General features: G+C 43.3%; 14 protein-coding genes. 10 read left to right on the top strand and 4 right to left on the bottom strand.

Annotation, left to right across the window (positions count from 1 at the left end; all coding sequences use genetic code 11):
• Window positions 1–58: 58 nt before the first annotated feature.
• Complete coding sequence (locus NST58_RS18795; RefSeq protein ID WP_339243787.1) at window positions 59–1,165, bottom strand: glycoside hydrolase family 88 protein; 1,107 nt, start codon at window positions 1,163–1,165, stop codon at window positions 59–61.
• A gap of 212 nt (window positions 1,166–1,377) precedes the next feature.
• Here NST58_RS18795 and NST58_RS18790 point away from each other — a divergent pair, with 212 nt between their 5' ends.
• On the top strand, window positions 1,378–2,832 hold the full coding sequence (locus NST58_RS18790; RefSeq protein WP_339243786.1) for a glycosyl hydrolase family 28 protein: 1,455 nt from the start codon (window positions 1,378–1,380) through the stop codon (window positions 2,830–2,832).
• Window positions 2,833–2,839: 7 nt separating this feature from the next.
• Here the strand turns inward: NST58_RS18790 and NST58_RS18785 are convergent, their stop codons facing one another.
• Window positions 2,840–3,697, bottom strand: coding sequence for an AraC family transcriptional regulator (locus tag NST58_RS18785; protein WP_076128265.1), 858 nt, complete (start codon window positions 3,695–3,697; stop codon window positions 2,840–2,842).
• Window positions 3,698–3,818: 121 nt separating this feature from the next.
• Between NST58_RS18785 and NST58_RS18780 the strand changes: the two genes are divergently transcribed.
• The 3 genes from NST58_RS18780 (at window position 3,819) to NST58_RS18770 (ending at window position 6,853) form a co-directional block, all read left to right on the top strand.
• Window positions 3,819–5,402, top strand: a complete 1,584-nt coding sequence (locus tag NST58_RS18780; RefSeq protein WP_339243785.1) for a glycoside hydrolase family 43 protein — start codon at window positions 3,819–3,821, stop codon at window positions 5,400–5,402.
• A gap of 92 nt (window positions 5,403–5,494) precedes the next feature.
• Complete coding sequence (locus tag NST58_RS18775) at window positions 5,495–6,328, top strand: hypothetical protein (protein ID WP_139330181.1); 834 nt, start codon at window positions 5,495–5,497, stop codon at window positions 6,326–6,328.
• A 162-nt stretch (window positions 6,329–6,490) separates the two neighbouring features.
• Entirely contained in the window at window positions 6,491–6,853 is a 363-nt protein-coding gene (locus tag NST58_RS18770) for a DUF1304 domain-containing protein (protein ID WP_076128270.1), read from the top strand.
• A gap of 380 nt (window positions 6,854–7,233) precedes the next feature.
• On the opposite strand, the gene NST58_RS18765 is transcribed toward NST58_RS18770, so the two are convergent.
• Entirely contained in the window at window positions 7,234–8,121 is an 888-nt protein-coding gene (locus tag NST58_RS18765) for a fructose bisphosphate aldolase (protein WP_076194668.1), read from the bottom strand.
• Between the two features lie 2,741 nt (window positions 8,122–10,862).
• Here NST58_RS18765 and zwf point away from each other — a divergent pair.
• From zwf to NST58_RS18750, 3 genes are all read left to right on the top strand, one after another.
• Window positions 10,863–12,398, top strand: coding sequence for a glucose-6-phosphate dehydrogenase (gene zwf, locus NST58_RS18760; protein WP_339187351.1), 1,536 nt, complete (start codon window positions 10,863–10,865; stop codon window positions 12,396–12,398).
• A gap of 71 nt (window positions 12,399–12,469) precedes the next feature.
• Window positions 12,470–13,363 (top strand): phosphogluconate dehydrogenase (NAD(+)-dependent, decarboxylating), encoded by an 894-nt coding sequence (gene gnd, locus NST58_RS18755; RefSeq protein WP_036688068.1) that lies wholly within the window; start codon window positions 12,470–12,472, stop codon window positions 13,361–13,363.
• A gap of 183 nt (window positions 13,364–13,546) precedes the next feature.
• Window positions 13,547–14,188, top strand: coding sequence for a methyltransferase (locus NST58_RS18750; RefSeq protein WP_076194673.1), 642 nt, complete (start codon window positions 13,547–13,549; stop codon window positions 14,186–14,188).
• Between the two features lie 84 nt (window positions 14,189–14,272).
• Here NST58_RS18750 and NST58_RS18745 read toward each other — a convergent pair whose 3' ends face one another.
• Entirely contained in the window at window positions 14,273–15,028 is a 756-nt protein-coding gene (locus NST58_RS18745; protein ID WP_076100077.1) for a DeoR/GlpR family DNA-binding transcription regulator, read from the bottom strand.
• A 358-nt stretch (window positions 15,029–15,386) separates the two neighbouring features.
• Between NST58_RS18745 and NST58_RS18740 the strand changes: the two genes are divergently transcribed.
• The 3 genes from NST58_RS18740 to rhaA are packed head-to-tail and all read left to right on the top strand — an operon-like array spanning window position 15,387 to window position 19,328.
• Window positions 15,387–16,538 carry an iron-containing alcohol dehydrogenase gene (locus tag NST58_RS18740; RefSeq protein WP_076194676.1) on the top strand — a complete coding sequence of 384 codons (1,152 nt, stop codon included), beginning with the start codon at window positions 15,387–15,389 and terminating at the stop codon, window positions 16,536–16,538.
• Window positions 16,539–16,565: 27 nt separating this feature from the next.
• The gene (gene rhaB / locus NST58_RS18735) at window positions 16,566–18,032 is read left to right on the top strand and encodes a rhamnulokinase (protein WP_076302637.1); all 1,467 of its coding nucleotides are present in this window, start codon (window positions 16,566–16,568) and stop codon (window positions 18,030–18,032) included.
• A gap of 39 nt (window positions 18,033–18,071) precedes the next feature.
• A complete protein-coding gene (gene rhaA, locus NST58_RS18730) occupies window positions 18,072–19,328 on the top strand; it encodes an L-rhamnose isomerase (protein ID WP_076280044.1) in 1,257 nt (418 codons plus the stop codon).
• Window positions 19,329–19,348 lie beyond the last annotated feature (20 nt).

The raw sequence follows: 19,348 nt of genomic DNA, 5'->3' as shown, positions 1-19,348 counted from the left end.
ATATATAAAGACACCTCAAGAGAGGTGTCTTTTTGTTGTTTAAATTAACTATCTGCAATTAGAATATCCGATGTTTCCAGCCATTTAATTTAGCGACAGCTTCAATATAATAGTAGTCTCCATAGATCAGGGATACATCAATGAAGGAATTGCCACTGCCAGTTCCGTGCAATAAAATCGCTTCATGCTCTGGCAGCTCCCAGGTTGCGTAATTTTCCGTCAGTGAGCGCAGAATTCGCTCCGCTGCATTTGCATATAGACTTTTTTCGCCTAAGGGTACGATATCTGCAAGCTCTAATAATCCTGAAGCGGCTATAGAGGCTGCGGAGCTATCTCGGAACATCCGGGTGTCATCCTCTAGGCGGAAATCCCAATAAGGGACTTGATCCTCAGGCAAAGCAGAGATGAAATAATGTGCGATCCGCTTAGCAGTGTTCAGGAAACGTTCATCATCAGTGTGGCGATAAGTATTGATAAAGCCGTACAATCCCCAAGCTGTTCCTCGGCTCCAAGAGGATTCAGCCGAGTAGCCTTGACCGCCAAAATTCTCAAGATAAGCACCTGTCTCTGCGTCAAAAGAAATAATATGTTTGGTGGATCCATCCTCACGTATGCCATATTGCATTGTCGTTTCGGCGTGGCTAATTGCAATATGCTTATAGCGGGGATCACCTGTCACTTTGCTGGCCCAAAACAGCAGGGAGATATTTAACATACAGTCGATAATTACCCAGCCGTATTTATCTTCATTCCATGCGCGGATGAATTTGCCTACAGGATTATAGCGGGCGGCGAGGAAATTCGCTGCTTCAATCCCTCTGCGCAGGGCATCTTCGTCACCTGTAATTGTATGTTTGATTACAGCTGTCGGAAGGAATTGGAATCCCACATCGTGATGCATCTCAACCGTTGGTTTAACAAACCATTCCTCCAAGGTACCGTCCCAATGCCAAGCAGCCTCCTTGTAAAGATCTTTTCCGGTCATATCATGCATGATCCAGAGGAGTCCAGGCCAGAAACCTGTGGTCCACCAGTCTGAACCGATATCATCAAATTTGCCATCTTTTCCGGCGAAATGCGGGCACTTATCACCGATTTGCTCTATCATACGTTCCACTTTTGTATCGAGTCTCCCCATGATCTCCTGCCAATAAAGGTTTTTCATTATTACTGCCTCCAGTGAAATTAGGATGTTATGAGTATAGCTTTCTAAAGCTCAGGAAAGTTGTGTTTTGATATAAGGAAATGTTTGATTATTGTCATGTTGAAGTTGGCTTATAATCTAAAACTGACAAAATACAAACATTTCTGCATAACACATTAAAACTTTATCGGTGTTGGAAACGATACAATCGAAATGAACAGGAGGATGGTAAAGTGGATGATTTACAAGTATATAAAGCATCTAAAGATATCCCGGGACGTGAGGATTATAAGGTTAGAGTACGGCAGCCTGAAGGAGAATGGCATAGCTTGTTTATTTACGAGGTTAAGGTAGATATGCATGAGGTGCGTCCTGCATCCATGGCTTATTTTGATCTGGAAGGTACAGTAGAAGTTGAAGTCACCTGTCTTTATACGGAGATTGATTGTGTGAACATTGCTCCGGCTTCGCGAGGGATCTCTTACGAATATCATGGAAATACCATTTTGTTTAAGCTAACAGGTCCGCAAAAGTTATCGATTGAGATCAACGGTGATATTTTTCGAAATCTGCATTTATTTGCTAACCCTAAGGAGAAGGATGCCCCTCAACCAGAGGATGCTAATGTTCTAGTAGTCCAACCGGGTATACACCGGAAACCTGATCTTTTACGGCTGCTGGATAATGCCGCTGCTGATCCTCGTGAAAAAAGGAAGGTGCTTTATTTCGCTCCAGGCACACATTATATAGAAGAAACAGTATTGCCGGTCCCTTCGGAAACCACGGTGTATCTTGCCGGAGGTTCAGTGCTTGTAGGTTCCTTGGTATGCGAGGGAGTTCATGATGTATCCATTCGTGGTCGCGGTATAATTTATCTTGCGGATTTTCATCGATTCTCGGCCTTTCGAGGGATACGAATTGTTTTTTCACGATCTATAAATGTGGAAGGTATTACCGTGATTGATCCGCCACATTACAGCATTTTCATCGGGCAGTCTGAGCAGATTGTGATTGATAATTTCAAATCGTTTAGCACTCGGGGGTGGTCTGATGGCATTGATATTATGTCTAGTTCCGAGGTTAGAATCCGGGATGTTTTTATGCGTAATTCGGATGATTGTATTGCTATTTACGGCTCGAGATGGGATTTTTATGGGGATACCCGTAATATTAGAGTTCGTGATTCCATTCTGTGGGCGGATGTCGCTCATCCATTAATGATTGGTACACATGGGGACCATGAACGGAACGGGGACACCATTGAGTCTATTGTTTTTGCAAATATTGATATCTTGAATCATCACGAACCGCAAGAGAACTATTGGGGGGCACTGGCGATTAATGCCGGGGATCGAAATAGGGTATGTAATGTTCTATATGAAAATATACGTGTAGAGCGTATTGAGCGGGGGCAGCTAATTGATGTGCGGGTGGTCTATAACAAGGATTACAATCCAGAGCCGGGGACAAGCATCCGGGACATTACATTTCGCGACATCAGCTATAGCGGGACGGCCAACCCTTCACGAATTTATGGATATGACGAAGAGAGAGCTGTTGAAAATGTGACCTTTGTCAATTTAAGGATCAATGGTGAACTGGTGGACGCCCCCCGCCCAGAGCTGATAGATATTAATCATTTTGCTAAAAATATACTCTTCGTGACTGAAAAAAATACGGTTGTGTAGATTGGATCTAATTACTTTTTCTATATTTTAATGGCGTCGTCCCTAGGACTCTTTTGAACAGTTGATTGAAATAAGAGGCATTTGGAAAACCAACAGTGATTCCGATTTGCTCCACAGGCAGGTCTGTCGTTCCTAACAAGCGGCAGGCCTGTTTGATCCGGCGGGCAGTCAGATAATCAACAAGCCTTCCTCCGGTTTCCTGATGAAAGATTCTGGAGATATAGGATTTGGACAAGTGAATCTCCTCAGCCAACTGATCCAGATTAACCTCCTCATGATAATGCTCTTCGATAAAACTCATGATTTTCTCAGAATAACGCAAGGTTCGCCGTTCTCCGGATTGGAATACATGCTGATCTTCAGTTCCTATATTGCTCAATAATTGAAGAATTAACAGTGAAATGTCTTCGGTATCCTCAGTCAGACTGACTTTTTTATTGTGATTATATTGCTCCAGAATCCACTCCACAGACTCAACGTGATCCTTAAGATCAAAGGCACAATGTGTATTTTTCCCTTGCCAAAGCGCTGTGAATAAAGCCTTCCTTTTCGCAAAACCCTCCAGCAGGTGTTCAGCAACATGTGGATCAATGTAGAAGATAGTTCGTTCAAAAGGACATTCGGGAGAAACCTCAGAATAGATCCGGTGCAGCTGATAGGGCTGGAAAAAGAATAACATTCCCCTGCGGATATCGTACATCTGCTGATTCACAACAACGTTTCCCTGTCCGCCATACACGAACATGACTTCACAGCATTGATGCCAGTGATAATAACCTTTGTAATAGTCGTCGGTATATATTTTATAATCCCAAATCAAGGTCTTATGTTCTTCAAAAACAACAGGTTCGAACAGCTGCTTCATAGGCCCTCCAAGATGACAAAATACAAACATTTTCTTATATCTCATTATAACTTTAATCGTTATGAAAGCGATACAATAAATACGTTAAACTATGAAAAATCCGGTAGTGGAGGGTAACATTATGACGCAAAAAATTGTTAATCCGGTGTTGGCAGGTTTTCATCCAGATCCGTCTTTTATTAGAGTAGGGGATGATTATTATATCGCAACCTCTACTTTTGAATGGTTTCCAGGTGTAGAAATTCATCATTCCAAGGATCTGGTTCATTGGCATTCCATTTCACGTGTTCTGACAGAAGCCTCACAAGTAGATCTGCGTGGTAACGTAAGCTCTGGTTCCATTTGGGCACCCGCGCTTTCTTATGACCAAGGCGTATTTTATCTGCTATTTACAGATGTGAAATCTCGCAAAAGTGTATATAAAGATCTGCATAATTATTTAATTACAGCGACGGATATCATGGGCCCGTGGAGTGAGCCGGTTAGACTTAATGGCAGCGGATTTGATCCATTTTTGTTCCATGATCTGGAAGGGACCAAATGGCTGCTTAATATGCGTTGGGATTTCCGTAAAAATCACAATAACTTCTCTGGCATCATTATGCAGCAATATGACCCGGAGACTGGCAAATTAACGGGACCTATCCATGAAATTTATAAAGGGACACCTATCGGAGTGACCGAAGGTCCGCAATTGTACCAGAAGGATGGGTACTATTACTTACTGACAGCTGAAGGAGGCACCGGCATCAACCATATGGTCACCTTAGCTAGAAGCCGAAGCCTCACAGGTCCTTATGAGACTGATCCGGATTTCCCGATTATGACCACGGCACATGATCTGACCTACCCGTTTCAGCAAGCAGGGCACGGATCGCTCGTAGAGACTCAGAATGGGGACTGGTACATGGCGCATTTATGCACACGCCCGATTCCGGGAACGTCAACGATGAATCCGTTAGGCCGGGAAACTGCGATTCAACGTTGTGAATGGACAGAGGATGGCTGGTTGCGATTGGCCCACGGAGGGAAGCTGCCTGCATTGGAGACCGTGGCTCCTGAACTGCCGATATTCACTTTTGAGGAGCTGCCAAACCGAGATGAATTTGATGGAGAGGTTCTTGGACTTCCATACCAAAGCTTGCGTGTGCCTTTTGATGAATCTTGGGTTAGCTTGAAGGAACGTCCGGGTTTTCTTCGTCTGCGCGGCAGAGAGTCATTAGCTTCACTGCATGATCAGAGTTTAATTGCCCGGCCGATTCAACATTTTGAATGCTCAGCTACAACCTGTCTGGAATTCGAGCCGGATAGCTTCCTGCAAATGGCTGGGTTAGTCCTCTATTATGATGACAGTGATTACTATTATTTGCGTGTTACCGCAGATGAGATTCGTGGAACTAGTTTGGGCGTTGTGCTGTGTAGAGGTGGCAAATACGATGAGATTTCCTCTATGCAGCTATCTGTGAAAGATTGGGATCGTTATTATCTAAAGGCGGAAATTCATGGACGTGATCTGTTGTTTTATGCTTCATCAGACGGGGTGAATTGGACAGCTGTCTGTACTCCCTTAGATTTTGGTACGCTTTCGGATGAATATGGCGGCAAGCTTGGCTTTACCGGTTCCTATGTCGGGGTATGTGCTCAGGATTTGGATCAGCAAGCGAAGCCGGCTTATTTTGACTACTTTGAATATAAAGCTTTATAGGTGTTCGGAAAAACCATAACATTCTTCATAGTCTATTTTAGGATAAAATGTTAATTTTTACTTATCTTACATAGAAAGGGATGTTTATGATTTTGAAAAAGACTTATAAAGCCGCAATAACCTGCACGCTCTTACTGAATCTGGCCCTGTCCTCTGCTGCAATGGCCGCACCTATCGACGTCGACGTCAGTAATTTGAAAGAAGTCCAAACTTCTGGACCGGAAAAGGTTTGGGTTGGAGAATGGAAGGGCGACGATACGATTATTGTGGACACACAAGGAAATGTTACTACAGTTGGAGAACTCAAAGAGTCATCAAGCTTTGTACCCCCGGCAGATGACAATCTTATTAATAATGAATTGTTAGCACCGGAGCTAATAACACCTACTTTTGAACCTGATTCTCCGCAAGCAACTCTAGCTTCCGCTTATGGTCATGCGTGGCCGTATACAGCCGAAAATAGTTATGGGATTAACTGTTATGGTTATGCCTTAAGATTTCCAGGGGCAATCAACCCTGGTGATGGAGACGGGGTCTCAAATGTCAGAGATCCTGCCTATTTTACTAACGTGTATTATACTGCTGGTCTTGTGGTTCAAGATGGCAATACGAATCCTTTATACTTTAAACCGGGTTGGCGGATACTTCCGGGCCGAACTGCAGCGATTAATTCCGATGAACATCGAATTGCACTAAGAGTGGGATGGATCGACTCAAATGGTAATGGTAAAGTCGATATTCCTGAGGATAACGTAGATTACCACTTCATGCTTCAAAATAGCTCAGGTCTATGGTCAGAGAAACATGGACATCAAGCGTCTCAAAATACGGGAATTTCAGATCCTAGCAATTTCGTCTGGAGCAATGGTTCTCTTTATGGTTTTTACAATAGCGTAACCGTTTATATTGCTGCAAAAGTATTTTAGAATTTCATAAAACATTACGTATGGAATAGCGATAGTCTTTTTTTTGAAGATTATGGCTATTCTTTTTTAGCGTCGAATTGTTTATGAGATGTTGTATACACTTTTGAGTTTTAATGTGATACAATTAAATTGTACACAAATTAAAATAAGGTGGTTATTTTGATGGTATGGGTAGCTAATATTATGGTCGGTGTTGTTGCGTTAATACATATCTATATTGTTTATTTAGAAATGTTCGCTTGGTCAAAGCCAAAAGGGCTTCGAGTCTTTGGAATGACACAGGAAGTTGCGGATGCTTCTAAAACACTGGCAGCGAACCAAGGGTTATACAATGGATTTTTGGCGGCAGGTTTAATTTGGGGATTGGTTCATCCGAATGTAAATTTCGGTCATCAAATTGAAATCTTCTTCTTATCAACTGTTATAGTGGCAGCGTTATATGGCGGACTGACGGTGAAAAAGTCTATTTTATTTATGCAAGGACTGCCAGCTTTAATTGCATTAATCCTCGTGGTTTCGATTTAAGATAACATAGAAGTAATCGATTAGGTTTCTACCTCGCGTACTTGCGTGGTGGAAGCCTTTTTTGCGTAAGATCAAGAAATTATTGGGTAATGAAATGCGCTGGATTAAAAACAGGAATTATGGATGGTGTACCAAGAAACAACAGAGAATTGGTTGATTAATGTGTTTTAGGTACAGGTGTGGTCCTTAGATAAGATGTAAGGGACTTTAACAAACCCATTGCATGCTTGTGTGGGCTGAATGAGTAGATGAAATGGCGTTTAATCTGAAAGTTCTAGACTTTTAAAGTAAATTCTCATCATAAAAAAAGAGCTGCTACCCAGCAGGGAACACCTGTCAGGGAAACAGCTCTTTTTATGTGTCTGGTTTAAATGAGGATCTTATTTAATAGAGGCTGCATAAATCGCTTCTACAGATTTGGAGAGGAGCGCGTTAAACTCTTCTTCTGACTGCCCAGCGCTTAGTCCCTGTGATAACGCACGTGAGAAGCTGGCGATCAGTCCTTGATTATGGGCGAGCTTATCGTTGGCCTCTGCTTGTGTGTAACCGCCGGACAAAGCGACAATTCGCAAAACATGAGGATTCTCCATTAATTCACGGTAGAAATTATTCTCCGTTGGGATGGAGAGCTTAAGCATGACCTTCACGTCTTTGCCCAGCGTAGACAATTGGGCCGATAGTTCTTCTTTTAGCAGCTTCTCTGAAGCCGTTTTATCAGCACTGTGGATATCAACTTCCGGTTCGATAATAGGTACGAGTCCCGCTGCTAAAATCTGCTTACCGATTTCAAACTGCTGTTCAACCACCTTTTTGATACCGGAAGGATTAGCCTCTTTAATCACCGAGCGCATTTTTGTACCAAAGATGTTACGTTCGTTGGCCCGCTTCAGAAGATCACTCAAGCCGGGAATAGGCTTCATTAGTTGTACTCCGTCTTCAGGGTCGGCAAGACCTTTATCGATTTTCAGGAAAGGCACAATCCCTTTTTTCTCCCATAGAAAATCGGCAGTATATTGCCCGTCTATGGAACGATCCATTGTGTTCTCAAATAAGATTGCACCCAGTATATGCTTTGAATCAAATGCAGGGCTCTTGATAATGCGCGTTCTCATCTCGTGAACCAACCCATACATTTGATCTTCATTAGAGTAACTGTCCTCTGCAACACCATATTGCAGCAGCGCTTTTGGTGTACTGCCACCACTTTGATCCAAGGCAGCTATAAATCCCTGTCCCGTCCGAATTCTTTCCCATTGCTCCATATTCATGAAAATACTCCTTCCTTTCGTGAACTGAATGAAAAATCTTATGTTCATTAACTATAACACTTAATGTACCGGCTCTAAACAAATGGCATTGTAAACTTGGCTGGTAACTAGTCTATTGTGAGGTGGTTTGAATCTGCGTTATAAGGACTTCCGGATCTGATTGATCCATGGGGATGACGAGGTATCTACGTGTAAGGTCTCCTGAGTCCGATCTCAAGATGGTGCAGACTTGCAATCTTAGCATACGAGAACGAATCGACGTTTGAGGTCACCTGAGTCCGGACTAGCCAAGATTGATGATACTACAGCATCGTTCGGACTGTATTGCAGCTATTTAGATTTTTTGGAGTATTATTCAGAAGTATCGGACTGCATAGCTCTTATTGCCAAGTATTTGCTCCAAAGAGGGGTGGATTTGGTTCAATAGCTGCATCTGAGTCCGATAGCATGGCGAAATGGGCTAAATCTGCGAAATAACGTCTCCTGAGTCCGAACTCATAGTTAGTGTGGACATCCAGTCTAGGTTGACGAGTATGAATCGATGTTTATGGTCATCTGAGTCCGGACTAGCCAAGATTGAAGATACTACATCATCGTTCGGACTGTATTGCAGCTATTTGGTGTTTTTGGAGTATTTTTCAGAATTATCGGACTGCATAGCTCTTATAGCCAAGTTTTTGCTCCAAAGAGGAGTACATTGGGTCGAATAGTTGCATCTGAGTCCGATAGCATGGCGAAATGACCTGAATCTGCGAAATAGCGTCTCCTGAGTCCGGACCATCGATGGCGAGGACTCGAAGCCTCCGCAGACGAGTAAGTATCGAAGTAGAATGTCACCTGAGTCCAAACCCATAGTTAGTGTGGACATACAGCCTAGGTTGACGAGTAAGTATCGTCGTATAATGTCAGCTGAGTCCGGACTAGCAAGATTGAAGATACTAGATCACCGTTCGGACTGTATTGCAGCTATTTGGTGTTTTTGGAGCATTATTCAGAAGTATCGGACCGCATAGCTCTTATTACCAAGTTTTTGCTCCAAAGAAGAGTGAATTTGGTGCAATAGCTACATCTGAGTCCGATAGCATGGCGAAATGACCAAAATCTGTGAAATAGCGTCTCCTGAGTCCGGACCGTCGATGGCGAGGACTCGAAGCCTCCGCAGACGAGTAAGTATCGAAGTAGAATGTCACCTGAGTCCAAACCCATAGTTAGTGAAAACATGTAGCCTCAACTGACGAGAACGAATTGACGTCTGAGGTCATCTGAGTCCGGACTAGCAAGATTGAAGATACTACATTACCGTTCGGACTGTATTGCAGCTATTTGGTGTTTTTGGAGCATTTTTCAGAATTATCGGACTGCATAGCTCTTATAGCCAAGTTTTTGCTCCAGAGAGGAGCGAATTAGGTTTAATAGCTGCATCTGGGTCCGATAGCATGGCGAAATGGGCTAAATCTGCGAAATAGCATCTCCTGAGTCCGGACCATCGATGGCAAGAACATGTAGCCTCCGCAGATGAGTAAGTATCGACGTATAATGTCACCTGAGTCCGGACTAACCAAGATTGAAGATCTACATCATCGTTCGGACTGTATCGCAGCTATTTGGTGTTTTTGGAGCATATTTCAGAATTATCGGACCGCATAGCTCTTATTGCCAAGTTTTTGCTCCAAAGAGGCGTAGATTGGGTCGAATAGCTGCATCTGGGTCCGATAGCATGGCGAAATGGTCTAAATCTGCGAAATAATGTCACCTGAGTCCGAACCGATAGTTAGTGTGGACATAAGGCCACGGCAGACGAGAACGAATCGACGTTTGAGGGCACCTGAGTCCGTTTCCTCCATGGTGTGGACATAAAACCACCGCAGATGAGTAAGAATCGACGTCTAAGGACTCCAAGGTCTGATCTCGCCGTAGCCGGAGATGCGGGTAAACATAAATGTTACTTCAAACTGGATCTAAAGACGCTCTATGCGAACTTTTAAGTGATCCCCCAAAGCGCACACTTAGCAAACTACACTCACAGGGTACTCTTAGCAAACTTCAGGACATTCCCAATGGTTCACCTAGCAAACTCAAGACATCCACACGGTTCACCTAGCAAACTTCAGGACAATCCTAATGGTTCACTTCATTTCACAAGGTTCGCTTAACCTATCCCCAATGGTACTCTTTGCAAACGTCATCTCATCCCCAATCGTTCTCTTCACAGACTCCAGTCACTCCAATGTGCTTAGCAAAAATTCCTTCGAGCATTCTCAAGTAATATTCCTCGAAGCAGTCACTTTTTATGCTTAATTCCCAAACTTGGAATCAAATCGCATAGTCTTCATCAAGGCGCGCGAGACCAAACCACTCTATTACTTAAAGTTAGTTTGAAACACAGGGGAAGGATGAGCTTATTTAAGCGACTGGGAATTTTGTTTATGTTGTAAACAGCTTTGGATGAAGAATTTTAAATCAGAGTGTGTAAAGTCAGAACGCCAAAAGCCATGCTGGGAGCGGGTTGTTATCTTATTTTTGGATTATTTCCTAGTAAATTAATACGAATAATCCAATAAGATAATTGGTGTGACATTAATCATAATTACCAATTCGAAGCTTTGTGAAAATAATAACTTTTCGTAAATGTCGAAATGAGGTTGACGAATAAAAATATCAGTCGTATGATTGATTCTACTGAGTATGCTAGTAATTAAAAGTAAGTTAATAAATAATATATAATAGCGGGAGGAATGAAAGTGGAATCATCAACATTTGTGCTTTTTGGCGCTACAGGAGATTTAGCAAAACGTAAAATCTATCCTGCACTATATAACCTCTTTTTAGATGGTCAAATTTCAGGTCCTCTCTCAGTGATTGGATTAGGAAGAAGAGAAGTTTCAACTGAAGCTTTCCGTAAGCAAGTCCTGCAATCTTTGCAGACATTTTCTAGACAGCCAGCAGTAGAATCTCCACAGTTGCAGGTTTTCTTGGAAGCTTTTGAATATAGCGTTCTAGATGTAGGTAATACAGAGGATTATTTGAAGCTCCTGGAGCATGTTAAACGTCGTGAGCAATTTTTTAACATTCCGGAGAATCGGATGTTCTATTTATCGGTGGGTCCTGAGTTTTTCAAGGAAATTGCCGCCAATATTCACTCTAGTGGTCTGGGATCTACGAAGGGCTGGAAGCGTCTGATTATTGAGAAGCCTTTTGGTACAGACTTGCAAACAGCAAGAGAGTTAAATGACAGCTTGAATGCCGTATTTACTGAAGAGGAGATTTTCCGAATTGACCACTTCTTGGGTAAACCGATGGTTCAGAATCTGGAAGTTCTAAAATATTCAAATCCTGTGCTTAGAGCACTGTGGAAAAATCGGTATATCGCAAATGTGCAAATTACGGCGAGTGAGATTGTTGGCGTTGAAGAACGGGCAGGCTATTATGATAAAGCTGGGGCACTTCGTGATATGTTCCAGAACCATATGCTTCAATTGCTCATGATGATGGCGATGCAGCTTCCAAAAGGCAGTACACCTGAAGAGATCCGTGGGAAGAAAAGATATGTCATGGAGCGCCTCATTCCGCTAAGTAAAGACGAAGTTAATCAATATGTTGTCCGCGGACAATATGCTGAAGGTGAAATTAAAGGTAAATCTGTTGCAGGCTACTTGGATGAACCCGGAATTAGCCAATCCTCACAAAATGAGACGTTTATTGCAGCGCGTTTGTTTATAGATGATCCATTGTGGAATGAAGTTCCGTTCTATATCCGTACTGGCAAGAGAATGAAAGAGAAATCAACAAGAATCGTTATAGAATTTAAAGAACCGTTTAATGATAACAATAACAAAAATAAAGGGAATGACGTTCCAAATCTGCTCATCATCGAGATCGGTCCAACTGAAGCCATTACGCTTCAGTTGAATACGAAGGATCAGCTGCAAAAAGGGAAACTTGAACCTGTCCTCGCTACTTATGAAGCCGGAACTTCAGACGTACCAGAAGCTTACGAAAATCTGATCTTTGATGCACTTCGTGGTGACGCCACTTTCTTCGCTCATTGGAAAGAAGTCGAGCTGTCATGGCAATGGGTTACACCAATCCAGGAAGCTATGGAAGAGGGGCTAATGCCACTTCATACCTATGCTTCAGGTTCTTATGGTCCAGATGCGGCTATGGAGCTTTTGGGTGAAGACCGCTGGTGGTTTGATGATACAGATCAGGAGTCAGATCTTCTCGACGCTCAAGCAGAAGTTGCAGCAGCGCAGGAATCTATACGGCCAGGGGCTTAAGCCCCTGCCTGTTTTTTTTGCCAATTTAGCTAAAATACATCACAAGAATCTATAAATCGGAGGGAATTTACATGAAAGTAGGATTAGTTGGGTTAGGAAAAATGGGTTTTAATTTGGGTCAAAATTTGCTGGATCATGGACATGAGGTTGTTGCTTTTGATCTGAATGCACCTGCTGTAGAAGAAATGAAAGCTAAAGGCGCTAGTGGAGCAGTAACGCTTCCAGAATTGGTACAGCAATTGGAAACACCAAGAATCATTTGGATCATGGTTCCGCATCAGGTCGTTGATTCTGTAATCGCTGAACTTACTCCACAGTTGTCTAAAGGTGATATCGTTATTGAAGCAGGAAACTCGCATTATAAGGAATCGATTCGTCGGTATGAGGAATTGAAGGAGCACGGAATTCACTTTATGGATGCAGGTACCTCTGGCGGTATGGAAGGGGCGCGTAATGGCGCTTGTTACATGGTTGGCGGAGATCCCGAAGCTTGGGAAGTTGTGGAGCCTATTTTCCGTGATACAGCTGTAGAAAGCGGCTTTTTATATGCTGGTAAAGCAGGTAGCGGCCATTTTCTAAAAATGGTGCATAACGGTATCGAATACGGCATGATGGCTGCTATCGGTGAAGGTTTTGAGGTTCTGGAAAAGAGTGAATTTGACTACAACTTTGAGGAAGTAGCTCGGGTGTGGAATCACGGCTCTGTAATCCGTTCGTGGCTGATGGAACTTGTGGAACGCGCCTTCTCGAAGGACGCTAAACTAGATGAGATTAAGGGCATTATGCATTCGTCTGGTGAAGGCAGATGGACGCTTGAAACCGCCTTTGATTTACAAGCGGCGACTCCGGTTATCGCAATGGCGTTATTGATGCGTTACCGTTCCCTTGAGACCGACACATTCACTGGCAAAGTAGTTGCTGCACTGCGTAACGAATTCGGCGGACATGCTGTGGAAACTAAATAAGATTGGCTGACTCTGAATTGAGTGTTTACAAGCTCGAATTTCCCGCAATTTATGTTGCGGAGAAATTTGGGCTTTTTATTTTAAGGGGAATAGATAATGGGAAGTATAGATGGAGTACGAATTTAATGCAGTTTACATATTTTAGGGGTAGAAGGGTAAGTTAGGAAGCAAGGGGGAGATTTCATGCAAAGTGGAATTCGTGAGCGACTTCATTTTCTAAATAAATTTCTGCATGCGCCCCGACAATATGGTAGTGTGACTCCCAGTTCACATTGGCTGGCCCAGACGTTGCTTGATCCAGTGCCTTGGAACCAAGTGCATTCTATGGCTGAATTGGGTGCGGGGACTGGTGCAATCACAAGGTTTATTCCGCGTGGAGAAAAGACCGGTATGAATGTTCTTCTATTTGAAATAGATCCTGATTTTCGCAGTCAGTTAAGAGAGGAATTCCCCGGATGTTTCTGCAACAACGATTGTCTCCGGCTGCGTCTTGCGCTTCATAACAGCAGTCTGGAGAAGCTGGATTGTATCGTGAGTAGTTTGTCTTTGATGAATTTCTCGAAGCCAGACCGCACTAGGTTTATGGAACAGATCATTTCTTCTTTAAAAGAAGGAGGGTGGTTTATAACCTATGAATATTTTCCGCGGATGAAAACAGAGTTGAGCCAGCATTTTGAGATCCTACACACGAAGTGGGTACTGCTGAATTTTCCACCAGCGCTTATATATATTTGCAGGAAAAAAACTACAACGCAAGTGCAACGCGAAAATCCCAAATCAACAGTCAACGTAGTCCCAATCTCTCAGGTTTATACAAAAAGATAATCATCTCCATACAACAAATGCCGTCACCCATTACTCATTGGGGAACGGCATTTTTAAATGGGCTGCGAAGGCGTTTGAGCCCGATTAATAGAGAAGCTCAATATTCTCTTTGTTCAGGCGCTTCAACCAAACCTCAGAAGGCTGGCGGTCTGTGATCAAAAAGTCGATTTGGCCAAGCTCGATCAGCTTCGTAAAGGCGGTCTTATCGAATTTGGTGTGATCGGCCAGGAGTATGACCTTGTTAGCTTGACGTAGCATATATTTCTTGAGCTCACACTCCGGTTCATTAGAATCTGTGATGCCTCGCTCCATATCTATTCCTTTACAACTGATAACCGCAGTGTCCACATTGTATCTTTGAATGGTGTCATGTGCTACAGGACCAACGAGTGACATGGATCGGTAACGTAAAGAACCTCCGGTAGAGATGATATCCATCCCAGAATTCGAGAACTCATGCAAAATATTAATCGAGTTCGTAATAATGGTCAGATTGTTTTTATTGCCAAGCAGTTTTAGAAACTCAAAGGCTGTGGAGCTAGGATCCACCATTAACGTATCTCCATCATTGATTAAATCTAGCGCCTTAAGAGCGATTCCCCGTTTGATATCTGTATTCAGCGCATTGCGAGTAACAAAAGGCAAATCCTCGTTCGTGTGACGATTCAGCATGGCCCCGCCATAGGTTCGGCTTAGAATGCCATCCTTCTCCAGCTTCTCCAAGTCTCTGCGTATCGTCTCTTCTGTAACTTCAAACATCCGGCTTAGATCAGAGACTAATACTCGTTTATCCTGATGAACAAGATCAATTATTTTTTTGCGTCTTTCAGCTGCAAGCATAGGAGATCACCTTTCCGAAATCTGTATATTCCTTAATCATAGCTCCAAATATCTGTGTTTTGCAATAAAATCAACGTAAAATCATGTTTGTTTTCCAATAATATTCACAAAACGGATATAAAACAAATAAAAACAACATAAATAATATTTAAAATGTTGACAACAAAGATTTGCGGGCATACGATGAAGGAGAAAAGAAGTCCTGTAGTGGTAATTAGATTTGAAAGATACCAGAGCCGGCCCAGTTGCGATTTAGAGGCCAGCCTGAGGCGCTGCAGCCGGAATACTACGCTCTAGCTTGCAGAGTTGTGTGTAAAACTTTGGTGTTGATAAATTAACTTTAGGAGGCTGGTCAAGCATGAGCACGCATGTGTATTATGTTCCATCGATCAATATTATGGGCAAGGGATGCTTGCAGGAGATTGGTCCATACATCCAAGAGCTTAAATTAAAAAAGGCGCTTGTTGTTACGGACAAATTCCTTATGAAAAGTGGCATTGCTGGTAAATTGCTGACGGTATTGGACGAAGCGGAGATTGAATATGCCATCTATGATGAAGTGAAACCCAATCCGACCTGTAAAAATGTCCACGATGGCGTTGATTATCTCAAAGCGCAGAATTGTGATTATCTGATTTCCATTGGCGGTGGATCACCACAGGATACTGCCAAAGCCATTGGTATCATTGCCACAAATGGCGGTCATATCAAAGAATATGAAGGTGTACACAAGTCTAAGCATAAATCACTGCCGATTGTCGCCGTGAATACCACTGCTGGTACTTCGGCTGAAGTGACCATTAACTATGTAATCACAGACGAAGAACGCAAAGTGAAGATGGTTATGGTAGATAAGAACAGCCTTGCGACGATTTCAGTCAACGATCCTGAGCTTATGGTTGATAAACCCGCTGCACTTACCGCGGCCACGGGTATGGATGCATTGACTCATGCGATTGAAGCGCTGGTGACGCCGGGAGCATATCCGGTAACCGATGCTACGGCACTAGCCGCAGTGGAGCTTATTTTTGCTAATCTGGCTCGTACTGTGAAGAATGGCCATGATATCGAAGCGCGTGAACAGATGGTATACGCGATATTCCTTGGCGGATTGGCTTTCAATAATGCGGGGCTTGGTTATGTGCATGCGATGGCGCATCAGCTGGGCGGCGTATACGATCTGCCGCACGGCGTATGTAACGCGATGTTGCTGCCTTTTGTGGAAGAAGAAAATGCCAAATATGTGCCTGAGAAATTCAGATCCATTGCTAAAGCGATTGGACTTAATGTAGAGAACCAAACGGATAAACAATGCGCAGATTTCGTAATTGAGTCGATCAAGGCGTTGTCTAAAGAAGTAGGGATTCCAGCCAAATTATCCGAGCTTGGTGTAGAAGAAGTAGATCTTGATCTTTTGGCTGAAAATTCGATGAAGGATGCTTGTGCACCAGGGAACCCTTTTATTCCTACTAAAGAAGAAGTTATTACACTGTTCAAAAAAATATTATAAATCACCCCTTATCATAGGAGATTGTTTATGAATAATCACATCGCGGTTGACATCGGTGCCTCAAGTGGGCGGCTGGTGCGCGGAATATTGCAAGAAGGTATTCTTTCCTTAGAAGAGCTTCATCGCTTTAGCAATAGCTTTACGGAACAAGAGGGTTCCTGTTTCTGGGACATTGATTATTTAGTAGAGCAGATTATGATCGGGCTTCGGAAGGCTAAAACCGATGGAATTACTACCTGTACGCTCGGTATTGATACATGGGGTGTAGATTATGTGCTGGTAGATGCGGACGGGAATCGTGTTCAGGAAGTATACGCCTACCGGGACCGCAGAACGGATCTGGCTGTGGATCAGGTGGCACAGCAGCTTTCACCACAAACCGTCTATGAAAAGACAGGAATCCAGCAGTTATCCATCAATACCTTGAATCAGTTATATGTTCATAAAGAAGAAGAGCTAGCGCAAGCGGATCAGATTTTACTTGTACCAGATTATCTATATTACCGACTGACTGGCCGTAAAATCAACGAGGTTACGATTGCATCTACAACACAGCTGTTGAATCTGGAAAGCCGGGATTTTGACGATGACCTATTAGAATTTTTGAATATCAGGAAAGATCAATTTGCAAAATTAACTGAGCCTGGTGTAGTGGTTGGTCCTCTTGACGAAGCTTTAATCCAACAATATGACCTGCCTGAATGCCAGCTGATCTGTGTTGCATCCCATGATACGGCTTCTGCAGTGCTAGGTGCTCCACTTCAAGAAGGCTCAGCTTATATCAGCAGTGGAACTTGGTCTTTACTCGGTGTAGAAAGAACGGAGCCTCTAAATTCTCTAAAAGCCATGCAGGCTAACTACACCAATGAGTGGGGAGCCTACGGAACTTATAGATTCCTCAAAAATGTAATGGGCTTATGGCTTATTCAAGAGGTTCGCAGATTACTGAACAATTGTTATAGTTTTGCGGAGCTTGCAGAGCTTGCACAGGGAGAAGAGGGGTTTCGCAGCCTGATCCCTTGTAATGCACCAAGGTTTCTTAATCCATCGAACATGATAGAAGAAATCCGCAGTGCCTGTATGGAGAGTGAGCAGCCCGTTCCGGAGACACCTGGACAGTTAGCACGTTGTGTTTTTGACAGCTTGGCGTTATCCTATCTAACTTATTTGGAAGAGTTGGAGGAGCTGACAGAACGTCGGATCGAGGGATTGCAAATTGTCGGCGGCGGGGCGAACAATCGGCTTTTATGCCAACTAACCGCTGACGTTATCGGCAGGGAAGTAAAGGCTGGACCAACGGAAGCGACTGCTCTAGGAAATATAGTAGTGCAGATGATTAGCACAAATTCCATTGCAGACATAACTGAGGCAAGAGCTATTATCGAACAATCTTTTGAAATAACATCATACATTCCGCAGCCGATCAAGCATTTTAATAACATTCTAAATCGCTGGAGAAGCCTTCATCTGTCCAAGGTGAATGAGCTTATCTAAGCGAAACAGACGTTGCACTAATTTAGGAGGATAAACAGCATGGATCAGAGCATTATCACTAGTTATAACGAAGCCAAAAAACTATACGCAGCCCACGGTATTGATGTGGATAAAGTGCTGGAGCGACTCGCGCAAATTAAAATTTCCATACATTGCTGGCAGGGTGATGATGTAAAAGGTTTTCTTTTTAAGGAAAAAGAACTAAGCGGGGGCATTGCGGTAACGGGAAGTTATCCGGGCCGAGCGGGTACACCAAATGAACTACGTCAAGATTTAGAAAAGGCGTTATCTCTTATTCCTGGTAAACATAAGGTTAACCTGCATGCTATTTACGCAGATACAGATGAACCTGTAGATTTGGATGAACTAGAGCCACGACATTTTCAATCCTGGGTGGATTGGGCGAAGGAACAGGGCTTAGGGCTTGATTTTAACCCTACTTGTTTCTCACATCCGAAAGCAGCCGATGGATTCACTCTCAGTCATTCGGACGCGGAGATTCGGAATTTCTGGATCAGACACTGTAAAGCTTCACGTACGATCGCTGAGCATTTTGGGCGGGAGCTGGGTCAGCCTTGTGTGACGAATTTTTGGATTCCAGACGGATATAAAGATACGCCAGTAGATCGGCTAGCTCCGAGAGTACGTTTAAAAGAGTCGCTGGATGAGATTTTTAGTCAGGAAATAGATCCGCTTTATAATATGGATGCCTTGGAAAGTAAACTGTTTGGAATTGGTTCTGAAAGCTATGTGGTTGGCTCTCATGAATTCTATATGGGTTATGGTTTAACAAATGGAAAAGCGATCTGTTTGGATGCGGGACATTTTCATCCTACAGAAGTGATTTCGAATAAATTATCTTCGATTCTGATGTTCAGTGAGCAGCTGCTGCTGCATGTCAGCAGACCTGTCCGCTGGGACAGTGACCATGTGGTAACAATGGATGATGAGCTGCTGGAAATCGCCCGTGAATTGGTTCGCGGGGATTTACTTCCTCGTACGAATATTGGATTGGATTTCTTTGATGGCAGTATCAATCATCTCGCGGCATGGGTCATTGGCACCCGCAACACTATTAAGGCGTTGCTGCGTGCGATGCTGGAACCAGTGGAAGAACTTAAGCAAATCGAGCGGTCCGGGGATTATACTTCACGTCTTGCTCTGGTAGAAGAGTTCAAATCGTATCCGTTTGGAGCGGTCTGGGATTACTACTGTGCATCACAAGGTACACCGGTGCGTGAGCAATGGCTTACTGAAGTGAAAAATTATGAACAAGACGTTTTGTCTTTAAGATAGAAGTGGATACGGAGAGCAGC

The organism is Paenibacillus sp. FSL R10-2796, from assembly GCF_037965315.1.
Classification (GTDB): Bacteria; Bacillota; Bacilli; order Paenibacillales; family Paenibacillaceae; genus Paenibacillus_AQ; species Paenibacillus_AQ odorifer.
The sequence above is the reverse complement of the archived record's forward strand: the minus strand, read 5'-3'. Positions and strand labels throughout refer to the sequence as shown.